Here is a 23689-nt window from a genome sequence, read left to right as displayed (position 1 = left end):
TTCATGGCAATCAGCTCGGCGAGGAGGGCGGAGCGATCGGGACCGCGTTCGCAAGCGTCCAACCAGTTGCGTTAAATGGAACCTGATGGTCAGGTTTGGACAGTCAAACATTCAAGTCCAAGAGCACCCGAATGAGGGGGCTCGCATTGCGGCAGCAGGTCACGTCCTCGGATCCTTTGGCCGCCAGTCAAATCTCAATGGCAAGGAGGTTGCCCCACTCTGCGCGCTCCACGTAGATGGGTCCGACGACCGGGTTGCGCACTTCGGTTTGTCACCGAGATCCTCCACTAGCCCGCTCAACGCATCATCCGTCTCGATGCGAAAAGTTAGGCCTGCCGGACGGCAGAACCGGCTCATTGCGCGGGCGTCGGCTTGGGATTTACGGACTTTCACAAGAACAGTGCCTCGGACGACGCTGTCGTTCCGTTGCCCCACAGACTGGGATGACTGCAGGCCCGGGCGGCCCAATCTGATGGGCGCTGATGCTCTTGAACGCGCCGGCATCCGCTGCGCACCGAGATTGGTTGCATCGGCCAAGATGCCGGCCAGCATGGCAAAATATTCCTTGGGGTGTCGCCCGTGTGGTCGTGTGAACTGATCGGCGAACCCTGCGGCTTTCCCCAAACCAAGGGAACGCAGATCGAAGCCGCAGCCGATATCGATGTCCATGACACGGTCACAATTTGCGCACGGGGATTGACGCCCGCCAACATGAATGCTCTATTCTCAATATTCAATAATAAGTCTCGATAAACGAGAAAAATGGGATAAGCGCTTTACGATGGTTCAGCCCCCGATGCATGTCGGCATGACCGGCATATCCAAGACCTACGACGGCCATAGTTTTGTCGTGCGCGATCTCAACCTCGACATCGCGAAAGGTGAGTTTCTGACGCTTCTTGGACCTTCGGGATCGGGTAAGACGACGACACTCATGATGCTCGCCGGCTTCGAATACCCGTCAGGCGGGCAAATCACGCTCGACGGGCGGCCGATTCAGGACATGCCGCCGGAAAGGCGGAATATCGGCATGGTGTTTCAGAACTATGCCCTCTTCCCGCATATGACGGTCTCTGAGAACGTTGGTTATTCATTGAGGGTGCGAGGCTTTTCCAAGGAGCAGATCGCCACGCGCGTCGGCGGAGCGCTGGCGATGGTCCAACTTTCGAATCTTGCACAACGCAAGCCCACGGCCTTGTCGGGTGGCCAGCAACAACGGGTCGCGCTCGCTCGAGCGCTTGTCTTCGAACCCAGCCTGGTGCTGATGGATGAGCCGCTCGGCGCTCTGGACAAGAAGCTGCGCGAGGACCTGCAGCTCGAAATCCGTCGGATCGCCGACCGGCTTGACCTGACAGTCGTCTATGTCACGCACGATCAGCACGAAGCGCTGACGATGTCCGACAGGATCGCTATTTTCAACGACGGCCGCATCCAGCAAATCGGTTCAGCGCAGGATATCTATGGCCGCCCCGCGAACCGCTTCGTCGCCGAGTTCGTTGGCGACAATAACTGCCTCGACGCGAAAATCGTCTCGATCGAAGGCGATCTGGCCCGCGCAAGACTGGCCGGCGGCCAGGAAATTTGGGCACGCAGCAGCGCACACGCAAAGGTTGATCGACGGGCAACGATCGCCATCCGGCCGGAGAGCGTCCGTATAATCGGGCAGGACCGCGCCGGAACGCTCAGCGGTCAGGTCAGCGACATCATTTACTGCGGCGACCAGTTCCGGATCCACGTCGAACTGCCCGGCGGGGAACGGTTGATTGCGAAGAGTTCATCATCGTTGGGAATCCAGATGGAGATGGGCAGCCCTGTCCTTCTCGACTGGGAGCCGCACGATGCCTGGGCGCTTGACGGCAGATAACAGAACTGAAAATCCAGAGAGGACATCACATGTTAGGAGCGCGTTCGTTCAAACAGTCATGCCTTGTCGGGCTTGTCCTGACTGCGGCGAGTTTTCCAGCCTTGGCAGACGGCCTGACCGTCGTTTCCTGGGGTGGGGCTTTGCAGGAGGCTCAGACAAAGGCTTTCCTCGATCCCTACGCGAAGGCAAAGAACATCACCGTGACCCAGGATACCTGGAGCGGCGAACTGGCCAAGCTGCGCGCCATGGTCGATAGCGGCAATGTCGCCTGGGACGTCATCGACGTCGATCCGCAAACAGGCGCGACCGCTTGCGACCAGGGATTGCTCGAGAAGATTGGCACTGACGCGGCCTTCAAATCCGCGGGCCTCGTGGAGGGCGCCCTTACCGACTGCGCGGTGGGAACGAGCGTCTACGCCACCATCCTGGCGTTTCAGAAACAGGCGTTCCCGAACGCGCCCACCAAACTGACCGACATTTTCGACACAAAGACCTTCCCGGGCAAACGCGGCTTCCGCAAGAGCCCGGTGGATACGCTCGAACTCGCCCTGCTCGCGGATGGCGTGGCGGCGTCTGATGTCTATGCAACGCTGGCGACGCCCGCCGGCGTTGATCGAGCCTTCAAGAAGCTCGACACAATCAAGAAGGACATCGTCTGGTGGGAGGCCGGCGCGCAGCCGCCGCAACTTCTCAAATCCGGCGAAGTGACGATGGCACTGGCCTGGAACGGCCGCATTGCCGATGCCAACACCAAGGAAAGTGCCGATCTTGGGATCGCCTGGACCAATCAGATCCGTGGCTTTGACATGTGGGTCATCCCCTCCGGCTCGAAGAACCTTGCAGCCGCCAAGGCGTTGGTGGCCTTCAGCGTCAAGCCGGATGTCAACGCCACCCTGAGCAACTACATCGCCTACGGCCCAACCGTAAAGGCTGCCAGCGATCTCGTCGCGAAGGACGTGCTGCCGAACCTGCCGTCCGCCCCTCGAAATAGCGAGGGCGCGCTGGCCCAGGACGGAGCATTCTGGGCCAAGAACGGGGACGCACTGAACGCGCGCTTCTCCAGCTGGATTTCCCAGTAGGCCAGTCGGGAGTTGTTAGATGACACTGCCATACGGCGACGTGGGCTTGGTAATGACGCAGAATGATGCCCCTACGGGAAACATCGCGTCATCGACGGCTGGTGTCGTCGTTCGGTCCTCGATCAGAAGCGACAACAACCGGAGGGCAGCTCGGGCTGCTCTTCCGGCGGCGCCGCTCCTGATCTTCCTACTTCTGTTCCTGGTGATTCCCATAGGGTCTGTCGTTCATACGGCGATATCCGACGGGGAAATCGCCAAGGCGCTGCCTCTGACGACACAGACGCTTCAGGCCTGGGGTGGAGATGATCTTCCAGCCACTGCCACCTTCATGACGCTCGGACAGGAACTGGAAGCCGCAGGACACGTTGGATCCGTGCGCCCGCTAGCCCGTCGGCTGGGGTACGAATTGGCTGGTGGGGCGAGTGCCATCTTCAGCGCTCAGCAGGCGCTTTCCCAGGATTTCGACCGCGCCGACCCGAAGGCTTGGAAAGCCCAGTTGATCCAGGCAGACGCGGCGTGGGGACAGGGTGGCGTCTGGAGCATCATCAAGCACCATGACAGTCACTACAGCGCTTTCTATTTGCGCTGGGCAACCGGCTTTCCCGTGAAGATCGAAGCCGATGGCAGCCTGTCTCAGGAATCGCGTTATGATTTCCGGTCGATCTATCTCAGGACAATCCTGATCAGCCTTGTCGTCACGGGCCTCACGATCGTGATCGGATACCCGGTTGCGTATGTCATTGCCAATGCCAGCGGGCGAACCGCGGCGGTCCTCCTGTTCTTCATTCTCCTCCCGTTCTGGACCTCGCTCCTGGTGCGGACAATGTCGTGGATAGTCTTCCTCCAGACCAATGGCGTTCTCAACAATGCGCTGGCCGGAACGGGACTGAGCTCCGAACCGCTGCCCCTTCTTTACACGCGCATGGCGACGATCATCGCGATGATCCAGATCCAGTTGCCGTTTACGGTGCTGCCCATGATCAGCGTGATGCGCGCGATTCCAGCGAACCATGTAAAGGCCGCCCGCAGCCTCGGTGCAGGCCCTCTTCTGGCCCATGCGACGATTTTTCTGCCGCAGGCGGTTCCGGGCATTGCCGCAGGCGGGCTTCTCACCTTCGTGCTGTGCCTTGGCTTCTATCTGACGCCGGCCTTGGTAGGTGGACCGTCCGATCAGATGGTGAGCTTCTTCATTGCGAGGTTTACCAATGAAGATCTGAATTGGGGGCTCGCTTCGGCACTGAGCGTCGTACTCATCCTTGGAGCGGGCATTGTGGCGCTCCCCCTCGCGCGCCAGGTCGCACGTCACTCATCGGATCGGATCTGACTATGAGCCACCGCGTCTACACCGAGTTTCCCGCATACATTCGCATACCGCTTTACGGGTTTGTGGGGCTCGCTCTTCTCCTGCTGGTGCTCCCGCTGGCAGTCGCTCTCCCGATTTCGTTCAATGCCGATCCCTGGTTCACCTACCCATTCCGTGCAGTGTCTCTCCGCTGGTTCGCACAGCTCTTTTCCTCGCCCCTGTGGACCGGGGCAATGATCAACAGCCTGGTGATTGCGATTTCGACCACCGTCGTTGCCACCACTTTGGGCACGCTCGCGGCAATCGGCCTCGTCAATCCACGGTTTCCCTTTCGGACGACCGTGATGGCGCTTGCGATCACGCCCATGATCGTTCCCGTCGTCGTGCTGGGTCTCGGCCTGTTCATCTTCTTTTCGCCGCTCGGCCTCAACTATTCCTACGCCGGCGTCGTCATTGCCCACACCATTCTGGCATCGCCCTTCGTTGTCATCACCGTCACGGCGACGCTAACACGCTTCGACTTCAATCTGATGCGGGCCGCGGCAGGTCTGGGCGCCGGCCGCGTGACGGCATTTCGAACGGTGATGCTTCCAATCATCGCGCCAGGCGTGGCCGCGGGGGCGGTGTTCGCCTTTGCCTCGTCATTCGACGAAGTGGTGATGGTCCTGTTCATTGCCGGACCACAGCAGCGCACGCTGCCAAAGCAGATGTTCACGGGACTGCGTGAACAGCTCGATCCCACGATCCTCGCCGCGGCCGCGGTGATGATCATACTGACAAGCTGCCTGATGGCTGTAGCCTACAACGCCAACAAGAACAGGTAACGTGATGCTGCACATCATGTCGCAAGACACTGGGACGACCGGCACGGCGCAAGCCGGATTGTTCGCCGACGATTATCTCGAGGAGCCTTATTGGTGGTCGGCGGCGCCGCTGGCCTCTGCCGGCGAGAACATGGCACCGGCCAGGCTTGACGGCGGAGCGGATGTCGTCGTCGTTGGCAGCGGCATCACGGGTCTGGTCGCCGGGCTGCATCTGGCCCGGGCGGGTTGTGACGTTGCCGTTCTCGACGCGCAGAGGATTGGCGAGGGCGCTGCGCGCCGCAATGCCGGTTTCGTTGGTCGCACGCTCAAGCGGTCCGTTGAATGGCTGGCGGCAAAGTCCGGGCGCGACCACGCGGTGCGGGTCTATCGGGAGCTTGATGCCGCTCTCCGTGGCGTCCAGGCGCTTGTCGAGCGCGAGCAGATCGAATGCCACTACCAAACTTGCGGGCGCTTCATTGCCGCCAATTCGAACGCACATTTTCGTGCCTTGGTTGCGGAGCTCGAACAGACCCGACAAGCCGTCGGTTTTGACTATTCCGTGGTCGAGAAACATGAAGTTCGAACGGAAATCGCCTCCGAGGGCTACCATGGCGGTGCGGTCATTCCAGATCTCGGCTCGATTCATCCCGGGCTTTATCACGCCGGCCTCGTCGGCAAGGCGCTCGATGCCGGCGTCAGGCTGTACCCCCTCACGAATGTCGCGGGCGTCGATCATGATGTGCGTGGGAAGACCGTTCGAACGTCGAGAGGCGACATTGCCGCCCGTCATGTCATTATCGCCACCAATGGCTATACGAGCCGCGACCTCAAATGGCTTGCAAGGCGGGTCATTCCATTCCGCGGCTTTCTGATTGCAACCGAACTGTTGCCGCCGGAAACGATCGACAGGGTCATACCGCGCCGCCGCACCTATCTCGATACCAAGATGAACATCGATTTCCTGCGTCCGGCGCCCGATTCGAGCCGCCTTCTCTTCGGCGGCATGACCGGCACCGCGAGCCCGACGGCGACACCCCTCGCCGGAGCGCTCCGTGATCGCCTGGTGAGAATTCTGCCCGATCTCATGGGCGTGCGGATCAGTCGTGCCTGGACTGGGCACTGCGCTGGAACTTTTGATTTCATGCCCCATATCGGCACGAAGGACGGCGTGCATTTCGCTCTCGGCTACAACTTCGCCGGCATTCCGCTCGGAACACATTTCGGGGAGAAACTTGCAGCCAGAATTCTTGAACGAGGAGACCCGTCGTCCGTCTTCGACGTCGAAAAATTCCCCACGGCCCCGTTCTACGGCGGCTCTCCGTGGTTCGTGCCCTTGGCTATGCGCTATTTCGACTGGCATGATGATCGAATCGCAAAGGGCTAGAGCGCTGACATCATGGACAAGAGCACATCGGGCAAGACAGCCACAGAAAAGCCGTTGGAACGCTATGTCCGTATTCTCGAGATCGTGGCCGGCTTTCCAGACGGCATCTCGGGGACGACGGTAGGCGAGATGCTCGATCTGCCTAAAGCGTCGGCCTATAGGCTGATGAAGAGTCTGGCCGATGTTGAGTTGATCGAGCAAAGCGGCCCAAAGACGGCCACCTTCAAGCTCGGACGACGGCTGGAAAGGTTGCTCTTTTCTGGCGTCAGCGACGAATGGCTCAAGGTCGTCGCGCGGCCTACGCTCCAGGAACTGTCGGAACAAACGGGGCAAGCCTGCTTCATCGCGCGACTTTCCGGCGACAGCGTCCGCAGCGTTGACATGGTCTCGCCTGGCAATCTGGTCAGGGCCTACATCGTTCCAGGCCTTGAAATCCCGGCCCATGCCGGCGCCTCCGCCAAAGCGATCCTCGCCTTTCAGGACCCCGACTTTATCGCTTCCGTGCTTGACAGGCCGTTGAAGCGGTTCACCGCAGCCACAAAAACCGACTTCAGCCTGCTTTTGGACGAGTTGGAAGCCGTGCGCAAAACTGGCGTGGCATATTGCATCGGGGAGGATGTGGACGGATTTGCCGGGATCGCCGCCCCGATCAGGATTGAGGGCCAGCGTACGCTGCACAGCCTCTGCGTGACGGGCACGATCCATGGAATCCTGGAGGCCAATCGAGACCTTAACGTCTCGCTCATAAAGCGAACCGCGGAGAAACTTTCCAAGATACTTGAAAAGCAATTCCAGCTGACCGTGAAATCCAGCACCTGACCGGAAAGTAATATATCCGTTTCGAAGCGCCTGGAATGTCCATGGCGCGCTATTTGGCGTTAATAAGACCGAATGACGCTCGTTGGTGCGAGACCTTCCTAGTACTTTTTTAAATAGAACCCTCCCGCCCTTTGCCTTTTCAATGCGAAAATCGACCGAGAAGCCGATTTTATATTGACACGAAACGCGTCCTCGATCTACTTTCTCGTAAATTGATGCGTTGTACCGATTATCGAGAAAGGCAATTAGATGACTGCGATCGAATGGCGGCGGGCCGCCTCGAACCTCACCCTGCGCGGACAATCGTTCATAGACGGCAGGTTCGTCGACGCTATGTCCGGTGGCGTGTTCGGCGCGATCAACCCCGCCAACGGGACAACGCTTACCCAAGTCGCGTCTTGCGACGCGGCGGATGTCGACTTGGCGGTACACTCCGCGCGGAGGGCTTTCGACTCTGGTTCCTGGTCACGGCGCTCGCCGAGCGAACGCAAGAAAGTGCTGCAGCGTTTCGCCGACCTTATGCATCAGCACGGTGATGAACTGGCATTGCTTGAGACCTTGAACGTGGGCAAGCCGATCTCCGACGCACGGTCCATCGACGTCCCGGGATCGGCCAATACGATCGCCTGGTACGCCGAGGCGATCGACAAGATCTATGACGAGATCGCTCCGACCGGCAGCGGTGCATTGGGCATGATCACGCGCGAGCCGGTAGGCGTCGTGGCAGCGGTCGTTCCATGGAATTTTCCATTGCTGATGGCATGCTGGAAACTCGGACCGGCACTCGCGGCGGGCAATTCAGTCATCCTCAAGCCAGCCGAGCAGTCGCCGCTTTCCGCCATTCGTCTTGCGGAGCTCGCGGCGGAAGCCGGCATTCCGGATGGCGTGTTCAACGTGGTCACCGGACTTGGCGAAACCGCGGGCAAGGCGCTTGGCTTGCATATGGATGTCGACGCGGTGACGTTCACGGGCTCGACTGAAGTCGGCAAGCTCTTCATGAGCTATTCTGCCCAGTCCAACATGAAACGCGTTGCGCTCGAATGCGGCGGCAAGACCCCGCATATCGTCATGGCTGATTGTGGCAACCTCGATGAAGCCGCGACGGCGGCGGCCTATGGCATCTTTTTCAACCAGGGTGAAGTCTGCAACGCCGGCTCGCGCCTGCTGGTCGACGCCAAGATCAAGGATGCGTTTCTTGAGAAGGTTATCGCTGTTGGGAAAACGCTTACCGTTGGCGATCCCCTTGATGCCGCCACGAAGCTGGGCGCCATGGTTAGCCAGGTGCAGATGGACCGTGTGCTCGACTACATCGATATCGGCGCCAAGGAAGGCGCCGAGCTCAAGTCCGGCGGCAAGCGTGTCCTCAGCGAGACCGGCGGCTACTATATCGAGCCGACCGTCTTCGACAATGTCAGCAACAAGATGCGAATTGCGCAGGAGGAGATCTTCGGTCCCGTCCTGGCAACCATCTCCTTCAGGGGCGCGGAGGAGGCGATCGCGCTCGCCAACGACACCATCTACGGCCTCGCCGCCGCGGTGTGGACCGACAACATCGACGTCGCGCTGTCCACCGCCCGCCGGCTGCGGGCGGGCTCGGTCTGGGTCAACAATTTCGACGAGAGCAACATCACCATGCCTTTTGGCGGCTACAAGCAGTCAGGCTTCGGACGGGACAAATCCTTGCACGCGATCGACAAGTACACCGAGCTCAAGGCGACCTGGATCAAGATCCGCGCGTAGCGATCGTCCTGTTCCTCCATTGACCAAGCGCGCCCTCCTCGTTGTTTGATGCGAGGTACAGAAAGAGCCATACATGCGGGATCCACGCTTCGATATCCTGTTCGAGCCGGTGCAGATCGGACCCGTTGTCGCCCGCAACCGGTTCTACCAGACACCTCACTGCAACGGCATGGGCAATCTGCGACCGCAGGCCCATGCCGCGATGCGCGGCATCAAGGCCGAAGGCGGATGGGCGGTGGTCAACACCGAGCATTGCTCGGTTCATCCCTCCGGCGACCTGATGCCGGAGGTTCTGCAGATGCTGTGGGATGACGGCGACATTCCGCCACTCGCCCTAATGGTCGAAGCGGTCCACGAGCACGGCTCGCTCGCCGGCGTGCAACTTGCCTATCCCGCTTACTACAACGCCAATCGCATGACCCGCGAGGTGCCGCTCGGCCCGATGGACCGACCCGTCAGCGGACACCATCCAGTCCAGGTTCGCGCCATGGACAAGTCCGACATCAAGACGTTGCTGGGCTGGTGGAAGGCGGCGGCGCAGCGTGCGCGCAAGGCCGGCTTCGATATCCTCAATGTCGACGGCAATTTCTCCACTATCGCCTTCCAATTCATCTCGCCCCGCAATCAACGAACCGACGAATATGGTGGCTCGCTGAAGAACCGGGTCCGCTTGCTGAAGGAATTGATCGAGGCGACGCGAGAGGGGGGCGGCGATGCCTGCGCGGTCAGCGTGCGTCTGATCATTGATGAGCTGTTTGGCCCCGAGGGCCTTCGCGTCGCGGAGGAAGGGATCGAGGCGATCAGTTTGCTCGCCGAACTGCCGGACCTGTGGGATCTCGTGGTGGGAACCTGGGCCGACGATTCGCCAACCTCGCGCTTCGCATCAGAGAACGACCACGAGCCGTTCATGACCGGGATCAAGGGCGTCACCACCAAGCCGGTCGTGGGTGTAGGGCGCTTCACCTCGCCTGACACGATGGCGGGCCTGATCCGTCGCGGCGTGCTTGACATGATTGGCGCCGCGCGCCCGTCCATCGCCGATCCCTTCCTGCCGAAGAAGATCGAGGAGGGTCGCTACGAAGACATCCGCGAGTGCATCGGCTGCAACATCTGCGTGTCGAGCCACTTTGCCATGACGAACCTGCGCTGCACGCAGAATCCGACCATGGGCGAGGAATCGCGGCGCGGCTGGCACCCCGAACGAATTTCCGCCAAATCGAGCGATGCGACCGTCCTCGTGGTCGGCGGTGGACCGGCGGGCCTCGAATGCGCCCGGGCCCTCGGGCAGCGCGGCTACGAGGTTACCTTGGCTGAGCGGCGGAGCCGTCTCGGTGGCCGCGTGACCCTTGAAGGCGAGCTGCCGGGCCTGCGTGAATGGCTGAGGGTTCGAGACTGGCGCATCACACAGATCGACAAGCTCCCGAATGTCGGCGTCTATCTCGAAAGCGATCTCGGACTGGCCGAAATTCTCGAATTCGATGCCGACGAGGTCGTGCTGGCGACAGGATCACAATGGCGCGCGGATGGCATCGGACGTGCGGCGTTCAAGCCGATTGCCCTGTCGGCCAGCCTGCCCGTGTTCACACCCGACGACGTCATGCGCGGCAATCTCCCGTCAGGCCGCGTCATCGTCTATGACGACGACCACTACTACATGGGCGCCGTGATCGCCGAAAAGCTGGCGCTTGCCGGCAACGACGTCACATTGCTCACGCCAGCGGCCGACATCTCCTCCTTCACCATCAACACGCTTGAAAACATCCGCACGGCCAAGCGGCTCCATGAGCGCGGCGTCGGGATGGTTACGCATATGGCGCTGGCCGGCACCCGAGACAGCCTGGCGCTCTTCGTCGATGTGCGAACCGGGGCCACGGCGCACCGAGAGGCCGACGCCCTTGTCCTCGTCACGGCTCGGCTGCCTCGCAACGAACTGTTTGAAGCACTGACCACGCGTCTTGATCAGGGCAATGCAGGCCGCCTGCGCCGCGTCTCGCGCATTGGGGATTGCGAAGCGCCCGCTGCCATTTATGCCGCCGTATACTCGGGCCACCGTTTTGCTCAGGAATTCGAGAGCGGCAACCCGACATTGCGTCGTGAGCGGATACACCTTGCCACCTAGAACCAAGCGATGAGCATTCTCATGTCAGCACCAGCGACACCAAATTCCGAAAAGCTCTATGCCCGCGCCCGCGAGGTCATGCCTGGCGGAAACACCCGTACGACCGTTTATCGCAAACCGCATCAGATCTATGCCTGGCGCGGCGATGGCTGCCGGATCACCGACGTCGATTGCCATGTCCGGATCGATGCCCTGGGAAACTTCACCTCCCTGATTCATGGCTATGGCAACCGCCAGATCCTTGAGGCAGCCACACGGCAGCTCGAAGCCGGAACGTGTTTCGGCATGCCTACCGAGAGCGAAATCCGGCTGTCGGAAATACTGTGCGATCGCCTGCCGTCCGTCGAGCGGCTTCGCTACACAAATTCCGGCACGGAAGCAGTGATGAATGCGATCAAGGCCGCTCGCGCCTATACCGGCAGGCCGAAGATTGCGAAATGCGAGGGCGCCTACCACGGGACCTACGACCCCGCCGAGACAAGTCAGGACGCCAGTCCCGCTACCTGGGGCGATATCGAGAGGCCGGGATCTGTGCCGACCGCCAAAGGGACACCCCAGGGGGTGCTCGACGATGTCGTCGTCATCCCCTTCAACAACACCCCAGTCGCGGAGGCCATTCTGCGCGCCAGCGGCAACAGCCTTGCAGCCGTGCTCGTTGATGTCATGCCCAACCGCGCCGGTCTCGTCCCGGCAAAGCCCGAGTACTTGGCGATGCTGCGCCGCGTCACGCGCGAACTCGGGGCCCTGCTGATCCTCGACGAGGTGATCACGTTTCGCCTTGGCTACAATGGCGCACAGGGCCGTTTCGACATCGACCCGGACTTTACCACGCTCGGCAAGATTATCGGCGGCGGCTTCGCGATCGGCGCCATCGGCGGCCGTGCGGAAGTGATGTCGGTGTTCGATCCGAGCAAGGGCCAGCCCGCGGTGCCGCATGGCGGCACCTTCAGCGCCAATCCCATGTCGATGTCGGCCGGGATAGCCGCTCTTGAAGAATTGACACCCCTTGTATTCGAGAAGCTCGAGGCGCTCGGCGATCGCTTCGACCAGGGTGTTCGCGCCTGTTTCGCCCGGCATGGGATCAAGGGACAGGTTACAGGACTGGGCTCGCTGCGCCGTGTCCACCTGACGGACGCACCGCTGAGCGACTACCGCTCCACATTCGCCGCGGCAGATGGCGGCGCGCGGGTTACGGCTCTCGCCAAGGCATTGTTCGACCAAGGCGTGATCATTGCAGGCAACGGGCTGATGGCGTTCTCCACCGTCATGGAGGACGCGGATATCGACGAAATATTGCGCGCCTTCGACCGAGCATTGCCGGCGTTCGCAGGCTGATGGCGGCAAGGAAAACCTCAGGACAGTCAAGGAGCCGCGTATGAAAAGGCAAAAGGTCGACGTGATCAACAATTGGGGAGCGGCTATCGGCTATTCCCGGGCGGTGCGGGCCGGAAACATCATTGTCGTCTCGGGCACCTCCGCATCGGCACCCGATGGTGTCCTTCACCCTGGCGACGCGGAAGGGCAAACCATCGTGGTTCTGGAGCGCATTGGTGCGGCGCTACGCCAACTCGACGCCTCGATCGAGGATGTCGTCGAGACACGTATCTTCCTGCGCAATATGAAGGATTGGGAAGCCGTCGGCAGAGCCCATGGCGCCGTCTTTGGCGACATTCGACCGGCGACAACGATGGTTCAGGCGGGGGCGCTCATCGACGACAGCCTGCTCGTCGAGATCGCCGCGACGGCCATCCTTGCAAGCTGAGAGAAGCCTTATGTCGAACGACACCATCATCACTTGCGCCGTGACCGGTAGCCTGACGAGGCGGGAAGACAACGCCAATTTGCCGGTGACGCCGGAAGAAATAGCCGCCTCGGCACTCGATGCGGCCGAAGCGGGTGCGGCGATCTTGCATCTCCATGTCCGCCATCCCGACGGTCGACCGTCGATGGAACTCGATCACTATCGCGAACTTGTTCGCCTGATCCGCGCCAAGAACACTGAGGTGATCCTGAACATCACCACTGGGCCGGGTGGCCGGTTCCAGCCCGGTGAGGAGGATCCCAAGATCGCGGGTCCTCGGACGAATTTCGTGACAGCCGAACGCCGCGTCGAGCACATCCGCGATCTGCGGCCCGACATCTGCACTCTGGACCTCAACACGATGACTTTCGGCAGCGAGGTCGTCATTAACACCCCGCCCAACGTCAGGAAGATGGCGGAGATCATCTATGACTGCGGGGTCCGGCCCGAGTTCGAGCTTTTCGACAGCGGAGATATCAATCTCCTCAAAGACTTTCTCGCAAGCGGCGTGTTTCGCGGCCCTCCGCTCGTAAGCCTTGTGCTTGGCGTGAAATACGGCTTCGCGACGACGCCGGAGACAATGATGTTCGCCCGCAACATGCTGCCACGGGACGCCATCTGGACAGGGTTCGGTATCGGCCGCGCTGCTTACCCGATGCTCATGCAATCCTACCTGCTCGGCGGGCATGTGCGGATAGGCATGGAGGACACGATCCGGATGTCGCGGACTGAACTCGTGAAGAGCAATGCCGAACTGGTCGACAAAGCGAAATGGCTCTTGGAGAAACTCGGCGCCACAATCGCCAGCCCGTCTTCGGTACGATCTCAGCTCGTTCTGAAAGCTTAGCCAGTCCTGATGAGAACAACATCCGGGGCAAGGGGATCTAATGGTCGAGGCCGCACAAATCGCCCTGACAGGTCCCTGTGTGCCGTTTAGAATTATCTGTCGCTGTCCAGAATTAGCTGGGCTTCGGAGGTCGTTTCGGCGCTCGTGAAGAAACTTGAGAACGCAGCCGCCACACGACATGCCGTGAAGCGTGGTTCCGATGCGGGGAAGACGTATGCTGCCGAACCCGCAGGAAGCGGCAGCGCAGTTCTGAAGAGCGTAGCAAAGCGCTCGTGGGGAGGTATTCTCACCGTGGATGGCAACCACTTCGTAGCTGTCGCCTCCCTCAACGGTGTGTTCGACGCCGATCCTTATGCAGTCCTCGCGCGTCGGCTGCCCGATCTCGAAACGCATGCCGATATGGCTTTCGATCTGATCCATAGCGTGAGTGTCACGGGAAGCGGCCCGATTCCGGAGGAGGAGAATCCACGGGCGGTGCGGAAGGCGGGCAACCTGCAGCAGGCGCCGCAGAGGCGATCCTGCGCGAGGAGCCGTGGAGCAAACCGGTCGATCTCGCGGGCGGCAGATGATGGCGGCGTAAACGAAGGGCGCGGCGGCGGTAACTCCGAACGGCCGCGCATCTCGCGGGCGGAGCGGCGCAGCGAGCGCCGCGCGGTAAGGATGGTGATTTTGAGCGGGAGAGGTGGTCCGATCATTCCGGCGCGCCGGAATGATCTTTAGCGTCCAAACTTTCAAATATGGATATGGCACAAAAAACTTGTGATTCCACTGCACAAAAAACTTATCTTTTTACGACATCATTGACTTGTAAGAGTTCGACATTATAGACTTGTGATCGAACGGCATTAAAAACTTGCAAGGCACCATGGCCCAGCCCCGGGAAAAACTCGCTGAGTCCCTAGCTATCCTCAAAGAGCTCCAAGAGGGCGGGCGACGCATATTCAAGTCGGACGAACTGACCCGCGTTCACCGTGAGCGCCTGCTCCAGAACGGCTTTCTGCGCGATCTGATCAAAGGGTGGGTCATGTCGACTGGCCCCCAGGCGCAGCAACAGGACACCACCCCCTGGTACGCAAGCTTCTGGGAATTTTGCTCCCTGTACTGCAATGAGAGGTTTGGCAAGGATTGGTTCCTGTCACCAGAGCAGTCGCTGCTTCTGCACGCGGAAGCGCCGACCATTCCGCCGCAGGTGGTGGTCAACACCCCAAAAGGGACGAACAACAAAATCGACCTGCTGTTCGGCACTTCGCTTTATGATCTCAAGGTCAAGGAGATGCCGGCTGAGCTGACTGAGAAAAACGGCCAGCGTGTGTTCACCGTCGAGGCCGCCCTTATCCGGGTGCCGGAAGCGTTCTTCCAGCGTGCGCCTATCGAGATGCAGGTCGCCATGGCGTCCGTGCGCGACGTCTCCACCGTGCTGGCCCTGCTGCTGGATGGCGGCCATTCTGCCGTGGCGGGGCGGCTTGCGGGTGCATTCCGCCGCGTAGGGCGCGGCGCCTTTGCTGACGAGATATTGGCGACCTTCAAAGCGGCGGGGTATGACGTTCGCGAGTCAGACCCCTTCGCCGGGCAGACGGGCGTGACCGGCATTGCGACCGGCGTTCCCCCTCTGGTCGCCCGCTTGCGCGCGATATGGGAATCGCAGCGCGAAGCCGTGATTGAGATATTCCCGAAGGCGCCGGGACTGCCTTCGGACAAAGACGCCTATATGAAGTTCGTAGAGGATATCTATGAGAGCGATGCGTACCATTCGCTGTCGATAGAAGGCTACAGCGTCACCCCGGAGCTCATCGACCGGGTGCGCGAGGGGAGCTGGAATCCGGAGATTGATGAAGAGGATCGCAAGAACCGGGATGCCCTCGCCGCGCGCGGCTACTACCTCGCATTCCAGAAGGTCAAGGACTCGGTCGCCGCGATCATTGACGGCAAGCCGGCCGGCGCGCTGACGCGGGGAGCCCACAGGGAGTGGTACCGGGAGCTGTTCGCGCCATCAGTGACGGCCGGCATTCTCAAGGCCAGCGCGCTTGCGGGATATCGCAACCACCCTGTGTATCTGCGCGGCTCGCAGCACGTGCCGCCGCGTGCTGAAGTGGTGGCTGATGGCATGAATGAACTATTCGACCTGCTGGCAGCGGAACAGGAGGCGTCGGTGCGTGCCGTGCTGGGGCACTGGCTTCTGGGATATGTGCACCCCTATCCGGACGGCAACGGGCGCATGGCGAGATTCCTGATGAACGCGATGCTGGCGTCGGGCGGCTATCCCTGGACGGTCGTGAGAGTAGAAGACCGGAAGGCTTATCTGGCAGGGCTGGAAGAGGCGAGCGGCAATATGAATGTGAAGACATTTGCCGCCTTCCTCGCCGAACGCGTGCGATGGTCCATGGAAAAGGCGGCGTGAGGCGGGGTACGGAATGTTTAACTTGCTTGTTTCCGGGAGCGACGAGTGGTGGGAAACTCCGCCCTACACTTCAACGATCCACCGATTCAAAGAATACAGTCAACCGTCCGAGGTTGAGATCGATAGGTTCATGGCCCGCAGACCTGGCTCGCCGAAGTCAAAGCATTGATAGATCCGCTCCACCACACAGCGCGTTGCTATGACCGCGCTCTGAAGGTGCCCACACGAAGTTCGACACTGACAGGTTCGGATGAGATCTTGCAACGCTTGCACCTAATGGGCTTTGGCAGCGGCATATCCCATGTGAAGGCCAGCAGCCGACCTTGGTTTCAGACAACTGGGGTCTGAAGCTCGGATGCGTGGAGTCATCGTCCAGAAATGAAGTGCAAATTGTGCGGCTCACTTGTGCGATGTACAAGTAGGCGTTTGACTTCACCCGTTTCAATGCTTGTTCACATTCGTGTAACAAATCGATGGCTCGCGCCACTTTAAAAATCTTCGCACCCACAGCCAGGTAACGTACGATCGACCTGTTCAGGGATTGCTGTCAGATCTTAATGCCATCCATTCCATCTTGGGCTCAAGCCAAGGGGCAAGCTTTAGAAACCGTGGCAACGCCCTCACTTTGACAATGTTTCGAGCGAGTTCCGCAATACGCGGTCCGAGTGTCACAAATTCCTCGCTGCGGGTGACGAACGTCAACTCGCGGGAAAATCCCGGTCCCGGAAGCGGCATCACCTCGACACCGTCGATGTAGGCAGCGCCCTGGAGCAAGCACAGCGGCGTCGTTATGGCAACACCGACGCCAGTCGCTACCATCGCGACGAGCGAGTCGGAGGTGTCAAATTCGAGCATTCGCGGCGGTTCCAGGCCGAGCCGACGCAGATGCCGCTCAACATGAGTGCCGCTATGCGAGCGCGCACTATGTCGTATGAGGTGATGGCGCGAAAGAATTTCGCGCAGATCGTGGTCCCGGCAATCAGGACCTAGGTCTTTCGGGACCAACAGGAGATAGGGTTCGCGAAACAGCGGATAGCGAACGACATCGTCGAGGCCCTCCATTGGGTCCGAGGTGACGGCAGCGTCGATGGCGTGGCGCATCAGTGCCTCTGTGTGAGAGAACGCCAGCCCCGACCACGCTGTCAGCTGCAGAGCTAGCGCGCCATCCACCAGTTCCTTGACCAGATAGGCTCCGATAGTGCCGGCAAAGGAATCGACCAGACCGAGCCGCAGGTCAAGGCGCTCAGGCATTGCTGCCGCCGACCGCACCGTGTCAACCACTCGGCTGACCCGTTGAACGACCTCTCGGATTTGGACAGCCAGCACACTGCCCGCGGAAGTCGGAACCAACGGCCGGCGGTTGCGATGCAGCAGCTTGGCGCCGATCTCCTTCTCGGCGCGGCCCACGGCTTGGGATACGGCGGACTGGGTCAGACCAAAGCGTGAGCCGGCCGTGCTCATGCTGCCACTCTCAATCGCTGCCGCAGCGATTTCGAGAGTCCGTAGGTCGATGCTGCCCCTCATAAGAATTCTCCCACTATCAACTGGGGTCATATTCTTCATTAATCTCGCTACTTAGTCTAGAAAGCGATTGCGGCCAGCCGCTAATGGCGTCATCCCTGTCTGCGAACGCCGATCCGAGATGGCAACGGAATGAGGCTTTCAAGAACAACAATCAGAACAAGAAGTCGCCCGCGAAGCCATCGCTTCGTAGAGGCCGCAGGGTATTGAACACTCAGGAACGGAGATGATGATGTACGGTTTCAAGACGCTCATATTCGGCCTGGCTCTTGGGCTTGGCACGGCCGTCGCGCACGCCGAGACGCTCGGCTGTGGCGACGATACTTTGTGCAAGATCGAGGCGACGAAGGTCCTAAAGGTCGGCACCAAGGATGACTACAAACCGTGGTCCTATCGGGCGGCGGACGGCAACTTCGTGGGAATGGAAGTCGACTTAGCCAATGCGCTCGGCCAGCTCCTCGGTGCCCAGGTAGAGATCGTCAAGGTCAACTCTGCCAATCGCTTCGAATTCCTCGCCCAGGGCCAGATCGACGTGATGATCGCCTCGGCGACCGATACCGCCGAACGCCGACGGGTGGTCGGCTTCGTCCATCCGAACTACTACTCGTCGGGCTACAACATCTTGCTGCCGAAGAAAGTGACGGCAACGAAGTGGGAAGAAATGGCCGGCCAGACCATCTGCGCCATCCAGGGCGCCTGGTACAACAAACCGGCGCAAGAGAAGTTCAAGATCGAGCTGTTGGCCTTTGCCGGCACTGCGGAGGTCGACAGCGCCTTGCGGCAGGGCCGCTGCATCGGCGTCCTGTCCGACGACAATCTGATCAACGTGCAACTCGCCGACCCAAAATGGGCGGATTATCACATGCCGCTGCCGACCCAGGACGATGCGCCGTGGGGCATTGCCGTCCGGCTGACCGATCTCGACAAGCCGTGGGGCGTTCTGGTCGCCGGCGCTATCGCCAACTGGCACCGTTCCGGAAAGCTTCTTGAACTGGAAAAGGCCAACGGTATCGCGGAATCCGCCTATCTGCGCAAAATGCACGAGGCGCTGAAGGACCATCTGTCCGCAGAGTGAACCGGCAGCCGTTTCGAACACACGCGCCCCTTCAGAAAACCATGTCCCTGTTGGCAATCGTGCTCTTATCAAATGTTACGCGGTTCCCGTGACGGAAACCGGGTACCTCATCGCGGGAGCGGGCAATGCTCGATCTAATCCATCAGTTCGCGCTCAACCTGAAGGCGTCCGGCATCAACCTGACGATCCTCTATGATGCCTTCGATTTCCAACGCTTCGTGTCTGGGCTCGTGACTACCTGCGCTTTAGTGCTCATCTGCACATTCCTCAGTGTGCTGATCGGTGGCGCCGGAGCTGCCGTGCTGGCTCTATCTAGCGGACCGGCGGCAATGCTGGTGCGCGGTTATGTGGCTGTAGTCCGCAACACGCCGCTCTTAGTGCAAATGTATTTCTTCTATTTCGCGGTCGGCAGCCTGATGCCGGTCGGACAGAACGGCATCGGCCTGCCCGTGCCAATGATTGGAAATTTCACCTGGGCAGTGATAGCGCTCTCGCTCTACGCCGGCGCCTTCAACATCGAAACCTTCCGCTCCGGGATCGGTGCCGTGCACGGTTCGTACGAAGAAGCCGCGCTTGCGCTCGGCTATTCGCGCTTCAAGGCGTTTCGCTATGTCGTGGCGCCGCTCGGGCTGCGCTTCTCCTTCGCTTCGCTCGCCAACAATCTGGTCGATCTCACTAAGTCGACGACCGTCGCCTATGCGATCGGCGTGGCGGAACTGCTTTACGTGTCCAACCAGATCTGGTCGGACTCTCTCAATACCTTCGAGATGATGAACGTCATGCTGGCCATCTATCTTCTACTGACCGGAATCGTGGTCTGGCTGATCGGCTTTGTGCAGGCGGCGATGCGCCTGCCCGGCTTCGGCGCGAACTGAACGGAGCGCGCCATGTCCGAAACTTCCATCTTCACCGATATCCTTCGCTGGCTTCCCTTCGTGCTCTGGGGTTTTGGGCTCAATATCCTTATGAGCATTCTGGCCATCGCGCTTGGTACGACAGCAGGTGTGTTCCTGGGGCTTGGCCAGATCTCGCACGCTCGTCTGATCGGCGGTGTCTCGCGCCTCGCCACCCAACTGTTCCGCAACGCACCGTGGCTGGTGTTGCTGTTTTACTGCATCTTCCTGATGCCCTATTCGATCACCATTTCCGGCATGACCCACGAAGTGCCGAGCTGGCTGCGCGCAACGATTGGCTTCAGCGTGCCGGTGGCAGCCAACTTTTCAGAGATTGTGCGCGGCGCGATCGGCTCTGTGCCAAGGGGGCAGTGGGAGGCGGCCGAAGCACTTGGCTATTCCAGGCCCGTCACGCTGTTCCGCATCATCCTGCCGCAATGCATTACGCGCATGCTGCCACCGTGGATGAACCTTTACGCGCTGCTTATCACGGCGACGCCGCTGGCATCGATCGTAGGCGTAGAGGAAGCGCTGTCGCGCACCCAGGCGGCGGTCCAGTCCGAGGCGCAGGGCGGCTTCCTGATCCCGATGTACGCCACCCTGCTGGTGATGTTTTTTCTCTACACCTATCCGATTTCCCGCATCAGCAGCGCACTCGAGCGGCGCTTCCGAACCGTCTGAGGAATTCCCATGCGAACTGCGAGTGAAGATCGCGCACTGGTCTCCTTGAGGGGTGTGCGCAAGGCCTTCGGAAGCTTTCAGGTGTTGCGCGGCGTCGATCTCAGTGTCGCCAAGGGTGAGGTGGCTGCCATCATCGGCCCCTCCGGTTCCGGCAAGTCGACGATCCTTAGGACCATCAACGGCCTGACGCCGGTCGATCAAGGCGCCATTCAGGTCGGCGACATCACGGTCACTGATCCCAATGTCGACAAGGTGGCGCTCAGGCACCGTGTAGGCATGGTGTTCCAGCAGTACAATCTGTTTCCTCACAAGACGGTGCTGGAAAACGTCGCCATGGCGCCGATCCAGGTGCTCAAGGAACCGCGCAAGGAAGTCGAGGAACGGGCGCGCAACCTGCTTGGCGGAATGCGGCTGCCGGAGAAGGCGCTCTCCTATCCGGGCGAACTGTCGGGCGGGCAGCAGCAGCGCGTGGCGATTGCCCGCGCACTTTGCATGCAGCCGGAAGTGATCTTGTTCGACGAAGTGACGGCGGCACTCGATCCCGAAATGGTCAAGGAAGTGCTCAGCGCCGTTCGGAAGGTCGCAGAGGACGGCATGACCTGCATCCTGGTGACCCACGAGATGCGGTTTGCGCGCGAGGCAGCCAACCACATCTATTTCACCGACAAGGGAGTAATCGTCGAACACGGCGAGCCAAAGGCATTTTTTGCCAATCCACAGGATCCACGGACCAAAGAGTTCTTGGATAAAGTCCTCTGAAGTTGCCTCTATCCAGGCCAAGGAAATCGACATGAACGAGACTTCGCCCGGGTCGGCAAGCAGCGCCGGCCAGCGCATTGAGACGGACGCATTGGGCAGCCGACCCATCGACAACGCCCACTATTACGGCATCCAGACGGTGCGCGCGCGAGAGAACTTTTCGATCTCGGGCAGGACGATCGCCGACATTCCAGGCTTCACAGAGAGCGTTATCCGCATCAAACAGGCAGCCGCGCTGGCCAATCTGGCGGCTGGTGGGCTGCCCAAGGAGATCGCCGAGGCGATTGTCGCGGCCGGCGACCATTGTCTGGAAAACTTCGAGCAGTCGGAATTCTGCGTCGACATCTACCATGGCGGCGGCGGCACGGCCGCCAACATGAACGTCAATGAGGTTCTGGCGAACCGGGCCAACGAGGCGCTGACGGGCCGCAAGGGTTATGACCGCGTGCATCCCAATACGGATGTGAACATGGCGCAATCGACCAACGACGTCATCCCATCGGCCATGAAACTCGCCGTGCACGGATTGTTGACACAGCTTGAGGGCACCGTGTCCGGCCTGATTGAGGCGCTGGTCGTCAAGGAGGCCGAGTTCGCCGGTGTGATAAAACTCTCGCGAACCTGTTTTCAGGATGCGTTACCGATCACTCTCGGCCAGCAGTTGTCGGGCTACCGGCATGGCTTCCAACGCGCCCTGCACGAACTGGGGATCATGAGGAAGAAGTGCCTGCGCCTGCCACTCGGCGCGACCGCCGTCGGCACCGAATTCGGCGCGCTCGCCGGCTACAAGACGAGGGTGTACGCCGAGCTCGGCCGCATTACCGGCCTCGCGTTGAAGCCGGACGAGAACTTCTTCGACGGGCTGCAGAATGCCGACCAATGGGTATCGATCTCCGGCGCGCTGAAATCGCTGGCACTATCGATTGCGAAGATGTGCGCCGATCTGCGGCTGATGTCATCGGGTCCGCGCGCCGGCTTTTCCGAGATCACGCTGCCTGCGGTGCAGCCCGGCTCTTCGATCATGCCCGGCAAGATCAACCCGGTCATTCCGGAGATGGCTATCCAGGTCCATTTCCGCGTCCTCGGCAACGACGCCACCGTCACGCGCGCCTGCGAAGGCGAACTCGACCTCAATGTTTGGGAGTCGATCATCCTGAACGCCGTTACCGAGTCGATCGTGTTGCTCGACCGGACGATCCCTTTGCTCATTTCGAAGTGCATCGCCGGGCTGACGGCCAACGAGGCGACATGCCGCGATGCTGCAGAGGGATCGCTGGCATTGTCCACGGCGATCGCGGCGATCTTCGACTATCCGAAGGCCGGATCGGTGGCGCGATTCGCCGCCCAGCGGGGGCTCAGAATTAAGGATGCGGCGGTTCAGATGGCCCTTCTGTCATGGCAAGAGGCGGAGGAGCTTTTTGAGGTCTCGCTTTTTGCCGATCCTTTGCGCTATCAAACGGTGATCCAGAAATATCGCCTCCTGGCGCAGCAACACGCGCTCGGCGACTCTTCCGACGGAACCACCGGCAGCACATGGTAACAACAGTACCCGAGGTGGCATTCGTCGGAACCGGTGGCACCATCGCCTCAATCGGCAGGGATGCTTTCGATGTCCTGGATTACGGAAGCAACGACAATAGACTGCATGCCGACGACATCATCGCGGCGCTGCCGACGTTGGGCGGTTTGGCTTTCGTAACGCCTGTTCGTTTCAAGAACATCGAGAGCACCGCAGTAACATCCGACGATTGGCGGGATCTGGCGTTGCTCTGCGCCAGGCTCGCCGAAAACAACCCAAAGCTCGCTGGCATTGTCATCGGCCACGGCACCGCAACGCTGGAGGAAACCGCCTACTGCCTCTCGCTGACGCTTAAGCTGAAAATTCCCGTGGTTGTCGTTGGGTCGCAGCGGCCGCTGAATGGAATGTCGTCGGATGCGCAGGCGAACCTGGTGAGCGCGATCAGGGTTGCAGCGTCGCCCGATTCAAACGGCCGCGGCGTGCTGGTCGTATTGAATGACGAAATCCATGCGGCACGAGACGTGAGCAAACGGTCGACTTTCCGCTTGCATGCCTTTCAATCCGCGGATTTTGGCATGCTCGGTCAAGTCGACGGCGAGATGGTTCGCTACTATCGCCGAACGGAGCGATTGCATACCGTCAAGAGTGAGTTTTCGATTGCAGACATCGAGGCAATGCCGCGCGTCGACGTCGCTTACAGCTACGCGGGTTCGGACGGAACGGCAATCCGCGCCTTCACGGCTGCCGGCGCGAAAGGCATCGTGCTTGCCGGCTTCGGGCCGGGTATGGGCACTCCAGGGGAAGTCACGGCACTTAAGGAAGCAATTTCGAAGGGTGTCGTGGCCCTACAATCATCTCGCGTCGGAAGCGGCGGGGCACTGGACAGCGCCAGGCATCGCTCGATGGGGATATTTGCGGCGGATAACCTGCCGCCACAGAAGGCGCGAATTCTGCTTGGCCTCGCGCTTGCAAGGACGCAAGACCAAGCCAAACTTAAGAGGATATTCGCTACATATTGACATTAGCCACGCATCATTTCTGTCGGGCAGGGTCCAAGCCGCTGCGAGCGTTTTAAGGATTGAAC

Annotated in this window: 20 protein-coding genes and 1 pseudogene; 19 read left to right on the top strand and 2 right to left on the bottom strand. The window is 60.4% G+C overall.

Annotated features, from left to right (window positions below):
* Positions 1–395: 395 nt before the first annotated feature.
* Positions 396–609 (bottom strand): annotated as a pseudogene (locus tag FJW03_RS30295) (hypothetical protein); the annotation flags it as partial.
* 172 nt (positions 610–781) lie between these two features.
* Here FJW03_RS30295 and FJW03_RS00950 point away from each other — a divergent pair.
* The 13 genes from FJW03_RS00950 (at position 782) to FJW03_RS00890 (ending at position 16157) form a co-directional block, all read left to right on the top strand.
* Positions 782–1864: an ABC transporter ATP-binding protein gene (locus tag FJW03_RS00950; protein ID WP_181173212.1), complete on the top strand. Its 1083-nt coding sequence runs from the start codon at positions 782–784 to the stop codon at positions 1862–1864.
* Positions 1865–1893: 29 nt separating this feature from the next.
* The gene (locus FJW03_RS00945) at positions 1894–2943 is read left to right on the top strand and encodes an ABC transporter substrate-binding protein (RefSeq protein ID WP_140762542.1); all 1050 of its coding nucleotides are present in this window, start codon (positions 1894–1896) and stop codon (positions 2941–2943) included.
* 19 nt (positions 2944–2962) lie between these two features.
* Complete coding sequence (locus tag FJW03_RS00940) at positions 2963–4267, top strand: ABC transporter permease (RefSeq protein ID WP_140762539.1); 1305 nt, start codon at positions 2963–2965, stop codon at positions 4265–4267.
* Between the two features lie 2 nt (positions 4268–4269).
* Positions 4270–5070, top strand: coding sequence for an ABC transporter permease (locus tag FJW03_RS00935; protein ID WP_140762536.1), 801 nt, complete (start codon positions 4270–4272; stop codon positions 5068–5070).
* Between the two features lie 4 nt (positions 5071–5074).
* Positions 5075–6433, top strand: coding sequence for an NAD(P)/FAD-dependent oxidoreductase (locus FJW03_RS00930; protein ID WP_140762533.1), 1359 nt, complete (start codon positions 5075–5077; stop codon positions 6431–6433).
* A 12-nt stretch (positions 6434–6445) separates the two neighbouring features.
* Positions 6446–7252 (top strand): IclR family transcriptional regulator, encoded by an 807-nt coding sequence (locus FJW03_RS00925; protein ID WP_140762530.1) that lies wholly within the window; start codon positions 6446–6448, stop codon positions 7250–7252.
* A gap of 249 nt (positions 7253–7501) precedes the next feature.
* Positions 7502–8992, top strand: a complete 1491-nt coding sequence (locus FJW03_RS00920; protein WP_140762527.1) for an aldehyde dehydrogenase — start codon at positions 7502–7504, stop codon at positions 8990–8992.
* A 73-nt stretch (positions 8993–9065) separates the two neighbouring features.
* Positions 9066–11111 (top strand): FAD-dependent oxidoreductase, encoded by a 2046-nt coding sequence (locus FJW03_RS00915; protein ID WP_140762524.1) that lies wholly within the window; start codon positions 9066–9068, stop codon positions 11109–11111.
* Positions 11112–11132: 21 nt separating this feature from the next.
* Positions 11133–12446 carry an aspartate aminotransferase family protein gene (locus FJW03_RS00910; protein WP_140762521.1) on the top strand — a complete coding sequence of 438 codons (1314 nt, stop codon included), beginning with the start codon at positions 11133–11135 and terminating at the stop codon, positions 12444–12446.
* Positions 12447–12486: 40 nt separating this feature from the next.
* Positions 12487–12873, top strand: coding sequence for a RidA family protein (locus tag FJW03_RS00905; protein ID WP_140762519.1), 387 nt, complete (start codon positions 12487–12489; stop codon positions 12871–12873).
* A gap of 10 nt (positions 12874–12883) precedes the next feature.
* Positions 12884–13759 carry a 3-keto-5-aminohexanoate cleavage protein gene (locus FJW03_RS00900; protein WP_140762516.1) on the top strand — a complete coding sequence of 292 codons (876 nt, stop codon included), beginning with the start codon at positions 12884–12886 and terminating at the stop codon, positions 13757–13759.
* A gap of 144 nt (positions 13760–13903) precedes the next feature.
* Positions 13904–14479, top strand: a complete 576-nt coding sequence (locus FJW03_RS00895; RefSeq protein WP_181173211.1) for a hypothetical protein — start codon at positions 13904–13906, stop codon at positions 14477–14479.
* Positions 14480–14624: 145 nt separating this feature from the next.
* Positions 14625–16157, top strand: a complete 1533-nt coding sequence (locus FJW03_RS00890; protein ID WP_140762513.1) for a Fic family protein — start codon at positions 14625–14627, stop codon at positions 16155–16157.
* Positions 16158–16691: 534 nt separating this feature from the next.
* On the opposite strand, the gene FJW03_RS00885 is transcribed toward FJW03_RS00890, so the two are convergent.
* Positions 16692–17681 carry a LysR family transcriptional regulator gene (locus FJW03_RS00885; protein WP_140762482.1) on the bottom strand — a complete coding sequence of 330 codons (990 nt, stop codon included), beginning with the start codon at positions 17679–17681 and terminating at the stop codon, positions 16692–16694.
* A gap of 229 nt (positions 17682–17910) precedes the next feature.
* Between FJW03_RS00885 and FJW03_RS00880 the strand changes: the two genes are divergently transcribed.
* The 6 genes from FJW03_RS00880 to FJW03_RS00855 all read left to right on the top strand — a co-directional run bounded on the left by FJW03_RS00880 (position 17911) and on the right by FJW03_RS00855 (position 23624).
* On the top strand, positions 17911–18753 hold the full coding sequence (locus FJW03_RS00880) for a transporter substrate-binding domain-containing protein (protein WP_210240581.1): 843 nt from the start codon (positions 17911–17913) through the stop codon (positions 18751–18753).
* Between the two features lie 125 nt (positions 18754–18878).
* A complete protein-coding gene (locus FJW03_RS00875) occupies positions 18879–19628 on the top strand; it encodes an amino acid ABC transporter permease (RefSeq protein ID WP_140762476.1) in 750 nt (249 codons plus the stop codon).
* A 12-nt stretch (positions 19629–19640) separates the two neighbouring features.
* Entirely contained in the window at positions 19641–20327 is a 687-nt protein-coding gene (locus FJW03_RS00870) for an amino acid ABC transporter permease (protein WP_140762473.1), read from the top strand.
* Positions 20328–20336: 9 nt separating this feature from the next.
* Positions 20337–21086: an amino acid ABC transporter ATP-binding protein gene (locus FJW03_RS00865; protein WP_140762470.1), complete on the top strand. Its 750-nt coding sequence runs from the start codon at positions 20337–20339 to the stop codon at positions 21084–21086.
* Positions 21087–21117: 31 nt separating this feature from the next.
* Positions 21118–22626 carry a lyase family protein gene (locus tag FJW03_RS00860; RefSeq protein ID WP_140762467.1) on the top strand — a complete coding sequence of 503 codons (1509 nt, stop codon included), beginning with the start codon at positions 21118–21120 and terminating at the stop codon, positions 22624–22626.
* On the top strand, positions 22620–23624 hold the full coding sequence (locus tag FJW03_RS00855) for an asparaginase (RefSeq protein WP_140762464.1): 1005 nt from the start codon (positions 22620–22622) through the stop codon (positions 23622–23624). Before FJW03_RS00860 ends, FJW03_RS00855 begins: the two co-directional genes overlap by 7 nt.
* Positions 23625–23689 lie beyond the last annotated feature (65 nt).

It is taken from the genome of Mesorhizobium sp. B4-1-4, from assembly GCF_006439395.2.
GTDB lineage: Bacteria > Pseudomonadota > Alphaproteobacteria > Rhizobiales > Rhizobiaceae > Mesorhizobium.
Note: the sequence above shows the minus strand (reverse complement) of the source record. Positions and strands in the feature narration are given on the sequence as shown.